Consider the following 15,693-nt stretch of genomic DNA (forward strand, 5'->3'; position numbering starts at 1 on the left):
GCCTTGTTATAGGAGGGCCAGTTAGTGATTTTAAAATTTTGTTTTGCCATGGAGACCTGATTTTGAAACAACTATGGTGATCTGTTCCGATGATTACCCAAACTTTCTATTTATTCAACAAAGCCCAAATAGCGGTTATAAAGCGCATTAACCCGAGCCATGAAATAAATAAATTCATTGCCACCTTTCGTTAATTAGAATGCTAAATATTCAATTATTTCATAATGCTAAAAACCATCTACGCCATAGCAACGCCATCCATAGACAGTATAAGTATGGTACTAAACCGGCATAAGGCCATTTTTCTATAAAGAAGCAGGTTACCGTGCCGATAGAGGTATTAATAAGGAAAACCAATAAATAATATGGACTTATCTGCCTAATAAAACGACAGGTGGTGTAAGGGTACCACGTTGTAAATGTTATCTGCGGCTGCCAAGGATGGGCGGTTGGTGAGCCAGCCCTCCCTTCCTACATCTTCAGACTGCACGCTTGAACAACGCCGTCATTTCCTTATTGAAACACTATGCCAGCGCCTAGTGTGACGCTTGATTTGCTTGAAAATGAGAGAAGAGACTACACCATGAAACTACGCACTCGGATTATGTTGCTTTGCGGCGCAACACTATTGGGTCTTTTGATTTTATCTGCTGTCGCGTTGAATACATTCTATTCTTCGCTGATGAAAGAGCGCACCAGCCACCTGACAACGCTGGTTGAGTTAGCGCAAGCCTCCGCACAAAAAGCGTATGACCGGGAAAAAGCGGGTCAGATCAGTCATGACGAAGCAATGGCTGAAGCAAAACGTGCCATTGGCAGCTTTCATAAAGATACGCGCTATTTCTTCGTACTCGGCTACAGCGATGACGTGAACTACGTTCACCCTGATGCGAAACGCGTCGGTATTGTTGATGCCAATGGCGGCCGGGAATCCGGCGTGCGTAACCGTGATGCGCTTAAGCAGGCGGCCCAGCAGGGCCAAACGCTGGCTTTCACCTCGGGTAAGGGCATGCGCCCCGGTACCGACGGCTTGGTCGATAAACTCTACGGCATCACGCGCTTCGAACCCTTCGACTGGATTATCGGCACGGGCGACTATATTGATGATATTCAGCAAACGTTCTGGCGCAATGCGCTGCTGCTGGCGCTCGTTGCTGTATTGATACTCGCCACCACTCTGTTGGCCTGGAACATGCTGCGCACGTTGCTGCGTCAATTGGGTGGCGAGCCGCAATACGCGGTAGAGGTGGTACGTGAAATCGCCGACGGTAACCTGACCGTTGAAGTGCAAACGCGTCCTGGCGACGACGGCAGCATTTTGTTTGCCATCAGCGCCATGCGCGACAAACTGGCCGATTTGGTGAGCCAGGTGCGCAGCAGCACCCACTCCATTACCACCGCATCGATGCAAATTGCTTCCGGCAACGAAGACCTTTCATCACGCACCGAATCGCAAGCCAGTGCGTTGCAGGAAACCGCCGCCGCGATGGAACAACTCACCTCGACGGTGCATAACAACGCTGAGAATGCCCGCAACGCCAACACGTTGGCGCAGTCAGCCTCCGACGTCGCTGTTCGCGGCGGTGCTGTTGTTAAACAAGTGGTGAATACCATGGACTCTATCAACGGTTCATCACGTAAAGTGGTGGACATTATCGGGGTGATTGACAGCATTGCCTTTCAGACTAATATCCTGGCGTTAAACGCCGCCGTTGAAGCAGCGCGCGCCGGTGAGCAAGGGCGCGGTTTTGCCGTGGTCGCCACCGAAGTGCGCACGCTGGCACAGCGCTCCGCGTCAGCCGCCAAGGAGATCAAGAGTCTGATCGATGACTCGGTATCCAAAGTGGACGAAAGCACCACGCTGGTGAAACGCGCCGGTGTCACCATGAGCGAAGTGGTAGATAGCGTGCAACGCGTAACGGCCACCGTTGCCGAAATCAGCGCAGCCAGCGCAGAACAAAGCTCAGGTATCGAGCAGGTCAACCTGGCAGTCGCGCAGATGGATCAAAGCACAGAGCAAAACGCCGCACTGGTACAAGAAGCACTGGCCGCCACCAAATCGCTCAGCGATCAGGCTCAGGGATTGTCACGCACCGTGGCTCAGTTCCGCGTTGACGATGGCACGGACACCTTGCCCGCGTTGGCACGGTTAAACTAAACCGAAAGCCGCCTGGTGCGAGACATTCAATCTCGGGCCAGGCGTTCCAACGCCGCCTTAAGCAAGGGGCCGGTAATGGAATCCGGCGCAGCCATCATCGCAGAGGCCGTGCCGCAAATGCTGTAATAACCGCACAATGGACTTGTGTTCGGCAAAATTCACCACGGCTTGAGCCGCATTCACGCCTTTGAACCCGAGTCCTAAGGCTATATTCCAGACCGTGACCTTGCTCCGATACTAGCGTGTGGACGTCGTAATTAGCGCATTGATAGCAGGAAGCAAATCCGCAGGTCATTGGCACAACCGATCTGCGCCGCTGCTGGTCAACTCTTGCTGCGAACCATATCCCCACCGTGCACCAATCGACAACAAGTGGTTATGCTGCGCGCTAACAATATCTTCTTTACGATCGCCTACCATGACCGATGAAGAAGGCAGTAACCCCTGCTTGCCGAGCAAATGCGCGACCAGCAATCGCTTATCGTCCATGCTGCCATCCAACGGTGTACCGAGAATATCGTCAAACAGCGCGCTGATGCCGATACGCGCCAGTATTCGTTCCGCAAAGGGTTGTCGTTTTGAGGTGGCGATAAACAGGTGATGCCCCTCGGCGTGCAGCGTCTGAAGCACCTGCTGAATGCCGGGGTACATCAATCCCTGAAGTAATCCGACGCGACCATAATGTTCACGATAGATCGCCACAGTCTGCGCCACGCGATCGTCTCCAAACGGCGCCAGCAGCGCCGCGACAATCTTATCCATCGGTGGCCCGATCAAGGCGGTGATGTCTGTTTCTTCGGCCAAACGGTGCCCTTGCTGATCCAGCGCGTAGGCGAGACTGGCGCGTATGCCCGGCACAGAATCAACCAGCGTGCCATCCATATCGAAAATAACATTCATCCCTTATTCCTTAACGTTAGTCACCTGATACCGTTTTCGCCCCGACGCCAACCACCATCACCGCACTGGCGACGGTAAACAGCGCCATAATCCATGCCATGGTCCATGGCGTACCATCACTTAACCACGCCAGCAACAGCGAGGAGATAATGCCGCTGCCGTATTGTAATGCGCCGATCAACGCCGAGGCCGATCCGGTCATGGTCGGCACTGCGTCCAGCGCAGCGGCGGTGGAGGTTGCAGCCACGATGCCGTTCATGGAGAAGAAAATAAACACCAACACCACGATAGCCAGACTGCCGCCCCACTGCATCTTGACGGCCACCGCCATAACCAGCATGGACAACGCCGCGATTCGCGTGGCGCATTTTACTAATATTTCCAGCGTAAAGTGCTGTACCAATTTGCGATTGACTAGACTTAGGGCCATCACCCCGATGATATTCACCGCAAAAAGCCAACCATAGTGCTGCGGATCAATGCCGTAATACCGGATGTAAACTAATGGCGATCCCGCAATAAACGCATAAGCTGAGACATAATAAAAGGTCACGCACAGGGTAAATCGGCGATAGGTTAGGTTGGGTTTTTCAACAAAGAAAAATAGTTGCGAAACGCATCGGTAAATGAAGCATTGACGCGCTTTTCTACCGGAAACGTTTCCGGCAGCCACAACAAAGAAATAAACATCGCGATGCCTATCACTGCCAGCAGCCAGAAAATCATCGGCCAGGTACTGACACGAATAATCTGTCCGCCCAGTAGCGGGCCAACAATCGGCGCAATCGCCATCACCACCACCAACGTGAAAAGCATCTGGGCGGCACGCGTACGGGCAAACAGATCGCGGATCATCGCGCGCGCCAACATCGGCCCGGTACAGGCCCCCAGCGCCTGAAACACACGCCAGAACACAATCTGCTCAATAGCGGTGGAGCGGGCGCAACCGATAGAGCCAATCACAAACAGCACCATGCCGATAAACAGCGGCCGACGTCGCCCAATGCGATCGCTGATCGGGCCCCAAATTAGCTGCGCAATGGCAAAACCGACCAGAAATCCGGTGATGGTTAATTCAGCGTTACCGTGCAGATCGCTGCCCATCACTGGCATCGCAGGCAGATAGATATCGGTAGAAAGTGAAGTGAAAGCCATCAAGGCGCTGAGGATGACAATAAACCCCCATCCGCCCTGTTGTAATCGTTTGCGGGTAACGGGTTGTTGCAGTTGATTCATGTTTATTCACTAAGCAGTTAGCGCCAAGGCTATCAGAAGAGCCAGCGTACTCTCGTATCCTACCTGACGATTAATCCCTGAAAAGTGCAATAGCGTTATGAATTGAATTCATGACCACTTTCGCTATTACTTTGCATCAAACTAATAATCAGTCAATAAAATCAACCAAAGTTACAATATCAGAGTTTAATATCGCACAAAGACCAATAACTCGATATTTAATCTATACTCAAATCAATTTGGCCGCAGTGTAGACTTAAATGGTGATGAGCTATCTGATGAAAATACGTTTAACGCAATGGTTTTCCTCCCTCACAAAGCAACGGCAACCGTCCCCAGCGTGGTCTGCGACGCCAGACGCAGATGATGACCCTCTGAAGGCAGCACTTTTCTCAAGTGCACAGATGGCACAGTACGGAAAAACGCTGGCACAATCCCATAAACTATCTTCCACATCAATGCCTTACCATTTAACCCTGCGTCTGGCGGAGAATGAAGCGGTCATCACGCGGCATTGCTCGATGCTTAGTGCCGCCGATAAAGCCAGCATTACGCCCGCAGGGGAATGGTTACTGGATAATTACTATCTGATTGAAGAGCAAATCCGTCTGGTGAGGCACCACTTACCCAAGGATTTTGGCAAAGGGCTACCTGTTTTACTCCCTCCCCACCGTCGCCCACGTATTTATGATATTGCCACCGAAATTATCGCCCACGGCGATGGGCGTTGGGATAAAGAGAGCATCAGTCATTTTATCGTTGCATATCAAGAGGTGGCTCCACTCACCTTGGGAGAACTCTGGGCATTGCCCGGTATGCTGCGCCTGGCATTGATTGAAAATTTGCGCCGCGTCAGCATTGAGGTGGCAAACACCCAACAGGCACGTCAGTTAGCGGAGCGCTGGGTGAGCAAACTTGTCGCCTGTGCCGAACAACGCCCATCAGAATTGGTGATGTTGATTGCCGATTTGGCCCGTGCCAGACCGCCATTAGACAGCGCGTTTGTGGCCGAGTTAGTACGCCGCTTGCAGGGGCGAGGTCATCTGCTGCTGCTGCCGCTGACGTGGTTAGAACAGCAACTGGCGGATAACGGCACTACCGCTGATGCACTGACGCAGCGCTTTAGTCAGCAACTCGCCGCCCAGCAGCTTTCCGTCAGTAACAGCATTAACGGGTTGCGGTTACTGAGCGAAACCCACTGGGCAGATTTCACCGAGGCAATGAGTCTGGTTGACCGGACGCTACAACAGGACCCTGCGGGCGTCTATCCCGAGATGCATTTTGACACTCGGGATCACTATCGCCATGTGATTGAGATGCTTGCCCGCCATAGCCGAGAGATTGCGCAGCATGTGCTTGCTCTGGCACGCGAGGGGGATGCCAGCACCACCACTCACCATGTGGGCTATTATTTGATTGGCGATGGAAGAGCGCTGCTGGAGCAACAGTTGGCAACCGACATTTCATGGCTGGCGCGATTACGAGATGGTTTTAATCAGATCCCGCTGCTTTCCTGGCTGGGCAGTCTTAGCCTGCTCACCACGGCGTTCACCGCCCATTTACTGCTCAAAACCCACGAACGGCATGGGCTGGACGCTGTGGCTGTTGGCCGTGCCGCTGATGTTGGTCGCCAGTCAGTTAGCCACTTTCCTGCTGAGTGAAGCAACCACGCGTTGCCGCACGCCTACGCCGTTGCCCCGCATGGATTTTTCCCGCGAGATACCCGCCGCATTCAGTAGTATGGTGGTGATCCCCTGCCTGCTGACCAACCGCGAGAGTATCCGTAAACTGCTCAAGCGACTCGAAGTGTGCTATCTGGCGAACACCAATGCGCACCTCTATTTTGCGCTGCTCACTGATTTTGTTGACAGTACCACCCCTGGCACACAGGAGCACAACGATCTCCTGGCATGGGCAGACGAACAAACCCGCGCGCTCAACCGCCGCTATGCCCGTGATAGCGATCCTGCCTTTTATCTGCTGCACCGCTCCCCTGCCTGGAACCCAAAACAAGGGGTATGGATGGGGTATGAGCGAAAGCGCGGCAAGCTGGCCCTGTTAAACCACTGGCTGCGCCATCCCGAAGGGCAATTTTCCCACATTGTCGGTAACGCAACGGGCCCGGTAAACACGATCAAATATGTCATCACGCTTGATTGCGATACCGTGCTGCCGCGCGACACCGCACACAAACTGATTGCCACGCTGGCACATCCGCTCAACCATCCGCAGTACGATCCGGCCTGCCAGCGCGTGGTTGAAGGCTATGGTATTTTGCAGCCGGGAATGGCAGAGGAGATCCCCCGTTACGGGCAAGGTCGTTATGCCTCATTGTTCAGCGGTGCGGCGGGCAACGATCCCTACACCATGATGTCATCCGACATTTATCAGGATCTGTTTGGCGAAGGCTCTTTTATTGGCAAAGGTATCTACGATGTGGATACCTTTATTGCCGCAACGCAACAGGTATGTCCGGAAGATTTGGTGCTAAGCCACGATCTGCTCGAAGGCTGTTATGCCCGTTCAGGACTGGTCAGCGACGTGCTGCTGTATGAACAGTACCCGAACCATTATCTGACCGATGTGGCACGCCGCACACGCTGGATTCGGGGCGACTGGCAATTGCTTAACTGGCTGAAGCCCCAGGTGAGGCGTGCTGATGGCTCGCACAGTAAAAACCCATTGAGCCTGCTTTCACGTTGGAAACTGTTCGATAATTTGCGCCGCAGCCTGGTACCGCCTGCATTTTTAACACTGTTGATCTGCGCTCTGTTGGTCATGCCCAACAAGGCCTATTGGCTGTCAGCGTTAACGTTGACAGTACTGCTACCCACGCTGCTGTCCACGTTTCAGGACATCATCAGCAAGCCTCGGCGACGTCCGTTCGAGCAGCATGTGCGGTTAGTGATTCGCGGCGCACGCCAATGTTTACTGCGTATGGGCATCTACTGCGTATATGGGCATCGAGATTCTCACTCTGCCGCACCGCGCAGGGTATTCGCTACACGCCATCGCCATCACTCTGTGGCGACTGGGTGTCAGCCGACGTAATCTTAATCAATGGACCCCCTTTGCACAGTGCGACGCGCAGCGCGACACGACGCCAGGGCGTTTTTACCGCGCCATGTGGCTCAACGTAGCGACAGGACTGGCACTTCCGCTGCTTGGCGCACAGTTTGCGCCCATGTCGCTGGCGGTGGCACTGCCTCTTGGGGCGCTCTGGTGTCTCACGCCATTACCGATGAGCTGGATGAGTCTCGTACCACAACGCCAGCGTACGGTGCTGACGAGCAAGCAGCAGCGACGACTGCGACAAAACAGCCGGGAAATCTGGGCATTTTTCGATACCTTTGTCACCACAAACGACAACTGGCTACCGCCGGACAATTATCAGGAAACGCCGCACGCGGTCATCGCTCATCGCACTTCACCCACCAACATTGGTCTGTCGCTGATGGCAACGCTGACTGCCCGTGATTTCGGCTATCTGCCGCTGGAAGGCGCTCTGACACGCATCGCATCCACCCTGGATACGCTGGACAAACTGGAGCATTATCGCGGCCATTTGTATAACTGGTACGACACTCGCACGCTAACCCCGCTGGCCCCGCGCTACATCTCCAGCGTTGACAGTGGCAATATGGCCGGTCACCTGCTCACGCTGAACGCGGCCATGCGCTCACTGCGTCATCAGCCGGTTTTTGATGCCGCACAGGTTGTGGCCGGTCTTGATGATACGCTGCGGATTCTGGTCAGGCTCTGGGGCCGGAATGCGCCAACCACACTGCGCCAAATGCAGCGCCACTGTACTCGCGCTGCCTCACTCTCACCCACGGCCTTATTTGGCGAACTGGTGCACATGCGCGACCTCGCCAATCGATTACTCAACCTGTGCCATGCGAATGAGGAGCAGGTTCAGCGCTGGGTTGAACGCCTTCATTAACAGTTGAGTGCGCTGTGCAACGCCTGGTCGACACTGCTTGGCTGGCTGCCAGAGGACTGGGGCGACGCCCCGTTACCGTCGCTCTCCTGGCTGGCTCAGGCCAGCCCTGCCGGTTCGGGAACGCCTGACGCAGCGACGGTGCACGCAGCACACGCACAGCTTAGCCTGATGGCAGACATCGAACAGCGTCTGCACCAACATGCCCAGATGGATTTTGCGTTTCTCTACAAGGTCACTACCAACCGGCTCAGCGTGGGATTCAGCGTTGAAAATAACGCGCTGATAGCAGCCATTACGATCTGCTGCCCTCAGAAATCCGTCTGACCAGTTTCGTGGCCATCGCCACCAACCAGTTGCCGGTGAAAAGCTGGTCGGCGCTGGGTCGGTTCTTTACCAAAATCGACAATGAAACGGCACTGATGTCCTGGAGCGGTTCGATGTTCGAATACCTGATGCCCAATCTGGTGATGCCGACCTACCCCGGCAGTTTGCTGGAGAAGATGAGCCAGTCTGCCGTCGAGCGCCAGATACGCTGGGGACGAGAGCGTGCCGTGGGGCATTTCCGAATCGGGTTATTACGCTTTCGATGCTACGCAAAATTACCAGTATCACGCGTTCGGTGTGCCGGGCCTCGGCCTGCGTCGTGGGTTGGCCGATGATACGGTGATCGCCCCTTACGCCACGTTAATGGCGCTGATGAACGTCCCGGATAAGGCCTGCGACAATCTGGCGCGGCTGAAAAAGCTCGGCGCTCACGGTGAATATGGCTTCTATGAAGCGCTGGATTACACCCCGTCGCGTTTAGCCAGCGGGCAGACCTATGCCATTGTGCGTTCGTGGATGGCACACCATCAGGGCATGGCCTTTCAGGCGCTCTCTTATGTACTGTTGGGTGCACCGATGGTCGAACGTTTTATGTCGAGCGCGGCGTTTCAATCTGCACGCCTGCTGCTGCAAGAACGTGTTCCTGAAGCCATTGAACTCTACAGCCCACGTCGGCACTTCGATACCTACGATGGTCGACTCAAACCGGCACAATACCAACCGCGTCGCTTTCATGACGCCGATGCGCTGCTTCCTGAAGTGCAGTTGCTATCCAACCATGACTACCACCTGATGATCACGCAGTCAGGTGGTGGTTACAGCCGTTGGCGAGACATCGCCCTCACCCGCCGGCGCAGCGACACGACCTGCGACAACTGGGGAAATTATTGCTATCTCAGCGATCCGCAAACCGGTGAGTTGTGGAATACCACCTGGCAAGCCGACGGTGATGTGGCCAGCCACTACGAGGTGATTTTCACTGATGCCAGCGCCGACTTCACCCGCAAAGCGGACAGCCTGCGCGTAAAAACCCATATTGTAGTGTCACCGGAAGATGATATCGAACTGCGCCGGATAACCCTGCTGCATCGCGGTCGTCACCCACGCACTATTGTTGCACTGACCACCTATGCCGAGGTGGTGTTGGCCCCCATGGCAAGCGATCTGGCCCATCCTGCATTCAGCAACCTGTTTGTGCAAACCGAACTGTTCCCTGACCGGGATGCCATTTTGTGCCACCGTCGCCCACGCGCCCCGGAAGAACGCGGGCCCCGGCTGTTCCACATGGTGGTGGTGCGCGGGCAGGTGGAAAGCACGGTGTCTTTTGATACTGACCGAGCCGCATTTCTGGGGCGCGGACATGTGCCCGCCACGGCCACCGCGCTACGCCAACCCGGTCCACTAAGTAATAGTGCTGGTGCCGTACTCGATCCTATTCTGGCGATACGTCAGTGCGTGGTATTGCCGCCCGGCGTTCCGGTCACGATAGACGTGTTCTATGGCGTGACAGAAAGCCGCACCCACAGTCAGGCGCTGATGGAGAAATACCGCGATGGGCCGATTGCCAATCGGGTATTTGAATTGGCGAGTTCCCACAGCCATATTTTGCTGCGGCAAATCAATGCCAATGAGGACGACGCCGCCCTGTTCAACCGTCTTGCCAGCGCCGTGCTGTTCCCCGTGGCGGAATTACGCGCCGAAGGGCACGTCATCACGCGTAACCGTCGAGGGCAATCGGGTTTGTGGGGATGGGGAATTTCTGGCGACTTGCCGATTGTGCTGTTGACCGTCACCAGCGATGAAAGCATGACGCTGATCACCACACTGATTCAGGCTCACCACTACTGGCGGCTAAAAGGCCTGAAGGTGGATATGATTATCCTCAACACCCGTCAGGGTGGCTACCAGCAGGAACTGCATCACCGCATTCATCAACCTGATCACCGCCTGCGCAGAAGGCAATCAAATCGACAAGTCGGGCGGCATCTTCGTGCGCAACGGTGAACAGCTCTCCGCCGAGGATCGCCTGCTGTTGATGAGCGTGGCGCATATTTTGCTCGACGATCGTGCCGGTGACCTATCGACACAGTTGACCCAAAAACTGTCCGGCGCCGTTGCTCCTCAAACCACGCGAGTAGCCCGAGCGACAGGAGACAGTGCGCACTATCATCCCTGGCATCCCGACACACACAACCTGCAATTTTTCAATGGCATTGGGGGATTCTCTGCGGATGGCCGGGAATACCACATCGTGTTGAACGAGGGTGACACGACCCCCCGCCCCCTGGTCGAATGTGCTGGCTAACGCCCAGTTCGGCAGCGTCGTTTCAGAAGCGGGACAAGCCTACACCTGGTATGAAAACGCCCATGAATACCGGTTAACGCCGTGGGAAAACGATCCGATCAGCGACCGCTCTGGGGAATCTTTTTACTTGCGTGATGAAGAGAGCGGTGCCGTATGGTCGCCCACCACGCTCCCCTTACGCGGTCAGGGGGCTTACCTGTCGCGTCACGGCTTTGGCTATAGCGTATTTGCCCATCGCGAAACCGGTATTGACAGCGAATTAACCGTACTGGTCGCGTTGGATGCCCCGGTGAAACTCGCTATGCTTACCCTTCACAACCGTTCAGGCCGAACGCGCAAGCTTTCCGCAACCGGCTACGTGGAATGGGTGCTCGGCGTTTCTCGTCTTTCCAGCGCGCTGCATGTAGCGACGCGTCCGGCCAACGTGCACAAAGGCTGCGGAATTCTGGCCACTAACCATTACGTCAGCAACGGTTCGGAGCAAACGGCGTTTTTCGCCGTTAGCGGCGCGCAGTGTTCATTTACCGCCGATCGGCGTGAGTTTCTCGGACGCAACGGATCGCGCTATCGCCCGGCAGCCATGGCGCATGGCACGCCGTCGGAGAAAACCGGAGCAGGGTTCGATCCCTGTGCCGCCGTGCAGTCAGTGGTCACGTTGATCGATGGCGATCGGCAAACGCTGGTGTTCGCGCTCGGCATGGGTAACAACCCGTTGGAGGCTGAAGCGCTGATCGCGCGTTACCTGAATGAAACCGCCGCCCAACGCGAGTTGGCCGACGTACACCATTACTGGCACCAGATGCTTGATAAGGTCATCGTCAATACGCCCGATGCCGCCGTTAATCTGTTAGCCAACGGCTGGCTGCTGTACCAGACGCTGGCGTGTCGCATCATGGCGCGCAGCGGTTATTACCAATCCGGCGGTGCCTTCGGCTTTCGCGATCAGCTTCAGGACACGCTGGCACTCAGCCATGCCGCCCCCGAGCGACTGCGCGATCAACTTTTACTCTGCGCCTCACGCCAGTTTATTGACGGGGATGTACAACACTGGTGGCATCCACCTTTGGGCAATGGGGTGCGCACCCGCTGCTCGGATGATTATCTGTGGTTGCCTCTGGCGCTATGCCACTACGTGGAAACCACGGGCGATCTGTCCATTCTGGAACAGATGGTGCCCTATCTGGAAGGGCGGCAACTGCTTCCCGGTGAAGAGTCAGCCTACGAGCAGCCAGTGGTCAGTGCACAGTCTGAAACGCTGTGGCAACACAGCGTGCGCGCTATCGAGCACGGGCTTGCCACCGGCCGCCACGGTTTGCCCCTGATGGGGGGCGGGGACTGGAACGATGGCATGAATCTGGTAGGACTGGAAGGCAAAGGCGAAAGCGTCTGGTTGGCCTTCTTTCTGTACGATATTTTGCAGCACTTTGCCGCACTGGCCGAGCGCCGTCAGGAACACACTCTTGCCGCACGCTGCCGCGAACATGCGGCACAATTGCAGCAAAATATTGAAACCCATGCCTGGGACAGTGCCTGGTATCGCCGTGGCTATTTTGATAACGGAGAGCCGCTGGGATCGCATCTGTCCACGGAGTGTCAGATCGATGCCATTGCCCAAAGCTGGTCGGTGCTGTCAGGCGCGGGTAACCCGCAACGCAGTGCACAGGCCATGAGGGCGTTGGATACCTACCTGGTCAATCAGGACGCCGGCTTCATCCAACTGCTGACCCCCCCATTTAATGGCACGGGCCAAACCCGGGATACATTCAAGGCTACGTGCCCGGCGTGCGGGAAAACGGCGGACAGTACACCCACGGTGCGATTTGGGCGATCATGGCGTTTGCGCACAGCGGGAATCGGGCGCGCGCCTGGGAGCTTTGGTCGATGATCAATCCGATCAACCACAGCCTAACCCCGCACGCTGCGGCGCGCTATAAAGTCGAACCCTATGTGATGACGGCGGATATCTACAGCGTCGAACCCCATACCGGGCGCGGCGGCTGGAGTTGGTATACCGGTTCGGCGGGCTGGGCCTCGCCTGATTATCGAAACGCTGCTGGGTGTGACACGCCACGGAGATGTACTCACTATTGCCACCGAACTGCCCCACGACTGGCCGTCGGCCAGCCTCAGTTATCAGTTCGGTAGCAGCAGCTATGACATCATCATCCTGCGCAACAGCAGTGGCGCATCCCGTCTGACGCTGGACAGTAACGAACTGCCGCAAGGCAACATACCGCTTATCGACGACGGGCAATCCCATCAGGTGGAGATTGCGTTAGGTAATAACGCGGCCGGATAACCGCCGCTGACACGCCGGTAGCGGGCGGCAGTGAGTCCGCTACCGGGCCATGATTACGCCTTGTTAAGCCCCAATTGCCCTTTCGCGCCGATGAAACACAGCAGCAGAGCCCCCCACAGCGCCAGAGTGAGGTATGGGCTGACGCCCATAATATTGAAGCCGCTTTCAATGGTTTGCAGCAGGATCAATGCCAGCACTATACCGACAATCTTTCCGCTGCCGCCATCGGGATTCACACCGCCAAGCACCACCGCCAGAATGGAGGTCAACAGGTAAGACTCCCCGTAAGAGGCTTTGGCGGAATTGAGTTTCGACATCATTAAAAATGCCGCCACGGCGCACAACAGTGCGGAAATCACATACACCCACAACAGCACCCGACGCGTATTGATGCCGGAATACCCGGTGGCGCGCTCATTGGAGCCGATAAGATAAATCGCCCTGCCCAGCGTGCTGCGCTCCAGCACCAGCCACAGCCCGATGGCAACTACCAAAAACAGCCACATCGGGAGCGGCACACCAAACCACTGTGCGCGATTTAACCACAGCACCCATTCGGGATAATTGGCAATGGCGCTGCCGCCGGTAATCAAAATATTGATCTCCTTGAGCAACGTCATCATGCCAAGCGTCGCTAGGATAGGCGACACCCGGAGGCCCGCAATCAACACGCCGTTACACAGACCAATCAGCGCCGCCGCCCCAACGCCCGCCACCAGCGTGGCAACCACGGTCAACAGCGACGGCGGGTAGCTGACCGCCACCCATACCATCACCAACGAGCAGGCATTCGCCGTCGAAATGATCGACAGGTTGATGCCACCGCACAGCATGGTGACAGCCATCGCCAGCGTTAATATGCCGAGAACCGGCATCTACGAGGCGATGGACTGAAAATTATTGACCGACCAAAACACCTCCGGCATGGTGATGCTAAACCCAATCACTGTCAGCACCAGCAAGCCCATCAGGTAGGTTTCCACGTTCTCGCGCAGCGATATCTTCATAGCAGACTCCGGTTTTGGTGCTGGCTCCACGCAGTGGCACTGATGCTGACCACAATGATGATGCCGGTGATCAAGGTCTGCCAATAGGAAGAGACTCCCAGCAAATTGAGTCCATTCTGCAACACTGCCAGCAGGATCACCCCGAGCACGGTGCCGATAAGCGTGCCACGCCCGCCCACCAGGCTAGTGCCGCCTAGCACCACCGCAGCCAGCACCGTCAATTCGTAGCCCAGCAGCGAGTCCGGGGCAACGGTGCGCACCGTCCAGGATTGCACTACGCCCGCCACGCCGGACATCAGTCCCATATAGCCATAAACAAACCATTGCAGCAGCAATACGCTAAATCCAAGGCGACTGGCCGATTCACGATTTCCACCCAAGGCATAAATCTTGCGTCCAACGGTGGTGAAATTCATGATAAAAGCGGTCAACGCCAGCACCGCGAACATGGTGGCATGGGCAACCCCAGCCCATAGTCGTAACCATCAGCATCAGTGTACTTGAACAGCATAAAGCCTGACTCAAACCATGCGGGGAAGTCGTACAGCCACACCCCTTTGCTAAACCACAGCAGCAGACCGTAAAAGATGTTCAGCGTGGAGATGGTAATGATGATGGAAGGCACCCGCAGCCGATTAACCAGAATGGCATTCACGCTGCCAAGCAGGATGCCCACACCGCCGGCAATCAGGTAATCCACAACAAAATTGCCACCGATATCGCGCAGTATCAGCACCATCACGTACTGCGCGATGATTGCCATGGCAGGAAACGAGATATCAATCCCGCCGGAAATCAGCACCATGAACAGTCCGCAGGCCAGTATAGTCAACATGGAGTAGTTGTTGACCAAATCGTACAAATTCCCCAGCGTCAGAAATTCATCGCTACGCCAGGCCAGTCCGATAGACAGCACCAGAATCAGCAACGCCAGCCAGATTTCATGCCGGTAATTTTTTAAATCAGCCATTTACAACTCCGGCAATCTCCGTGGGGTTACTGGTGCCCGGGGTGAACGTATGATGGATTTCCCCCTGTTTCATCACCAGAATACGGTGACTTTGATACTAGGCTTCATCCAGTTCATCACAGATCATCAGGATGGCGATCCCTTGCGCAGCCAGTTCGCTGATGATGTGATAAATCCCGGCTTTTATTGGCGATATCGACGCCGACCGTGGAACTGTCCAGAATCAGTACCCGTGGATCGATGGCCAGCCATTTGGCAATGGAAATGCGCTGCGCGTTGCCTCCCGACAGCGTGCTCACCGGCAAGCGTGGATCGGGGGCTTTGATACTCAGTTCGGCGATCAGCCGGTTCACTACCGCCTGCACCTGTTTTTTGCGGATCAGCCCGCAAGCATTGCGCACCTTGTCGAAAATGGTGCTGATAATGGGCTTTGTTGAATAAATAGAAAGTTTGGGTAATCATCGGAACAGATCACCATAGTTGTTTCAAAATCAGGTCTCCATGGCAAAACAAAATTTTAAAATCACTAACTGGCCCTCCTATAACAAGGC

3 protein-coding genes and 5 pseudogenes are annotated in these 15,693 nt (G+C 55.5%); 2 read left to right on the forward strand and 6 right to left on the reverse strand.

All coding sequences use genetic code 11. The features are described 5' to 3' along the window. Positions 1-658 precede the first annotated feature (658 nt). A complete protein-coding gene (locus ACTBDZ_RS08405) occupies positions 659-2,158 on the forward strand; it encodes a methyl-accepting chemotaxis protein (RefSeq protein ID WP_438814984.1) in 1,500 nt (499 codons plus the stop codon). Between the two features lie 26 nt (positions 2,159-2,184). On the opposite strand, the gene ACTBDZ_RS08410 is transcribed toward ACTBDZ_RS08405, so the two are convergent. The 3 genes and pseudogenes from ACTBDZ_RS08410 to ACTBDZ_RS08420 form a co-directional block, all read right to left on the reverse strand. Beyond that, positions 2,185-2,313 (reverse strand): hypothetical protein, encoded by a 129-nt coding sequence (locus ACTBDZ_RS08410; RefSeq protein WP_438814985.1) that lies wholly within the window; start codon positions 2,311-2,313, stop codon positions 2,185-2,187. 136 nt (positions 2,314-2,449) lie between these two features. Next, entirely contained in the window at positions 2,450-3,058 is a 609-nt protein-coding gene (locus ACTBDZ_RS08415; protein ID WP_438814986.1) for an HAD hydrolase-like protein, read from the reverse strand. Between the two features lie 16 nt (positions 3,059-3,074). Further along, a pseudogene (locus tag ACTBDZ_RS08420) lies at positions 3,075-4,294 on the reverse strand (multidrug effflux MFS transporter). Positions 4,295-4,572: 278 nt separating this feature from the next. Between ACTBDZ_RS08420 and ACTBDZ_RS08425 the strand changes: the two are divergent. After that, positions 4,573-13,165: pseudogene (locus ACTBDZ_RS08425) on the forward strand (GH36-type glycosyl hydrolase domain-containing protein). Between the two features lie 53 nt (positions 13,166-13,218). On the opposite strand, the pseudogene ACTBDZ_RS08430 reads toward ACTBDZ_RS08425, so the two are convergent. The 3 pseudogenes from ACTBDZ_RS08430 to ACTBDZ_RS08440 form a co-directional block, all read right to left on the reverse strand. Then, positions 13,219-14,172 (reverse strand): annotated as a pseudogene (locus ACTBDZ_RS08430) (ABC transporter permease). Next, a pseudogene (locus tag ACTBDZ_RS08435) lies at positions 14,169-15,142 on the reverse strand (ABC transporter permease). The pseudogenes ACTBDZ_RS08430 and ACTBDZ_RS08435 overlap by 4 nt, the downstream one beginning before the upstream one ends. After that, positions 15,135-15,567, reverse strand: a pseudogene (locus ACTBDZ_RS08440) (ATP-binding cassette domain-containing protein); the annotation flags it as partial. The pseudogenes ACTBDZ_RS08435 and ACTBDZ_RS08440, both read right to left, overlap by 8 nt. Positions 15,568-15,693 lie beyond the last annotated feature (126 nt).

It is taken from the genome of Symbiopectobacterium sp., from assembly GCF_051710365.1.
Taxonomy (GTDB): Bacteria; Pseudomonadota; Gammaproteobacteria; order Enterobacterales; family Enterobacteriaceae; genus Symbiopectobacterium.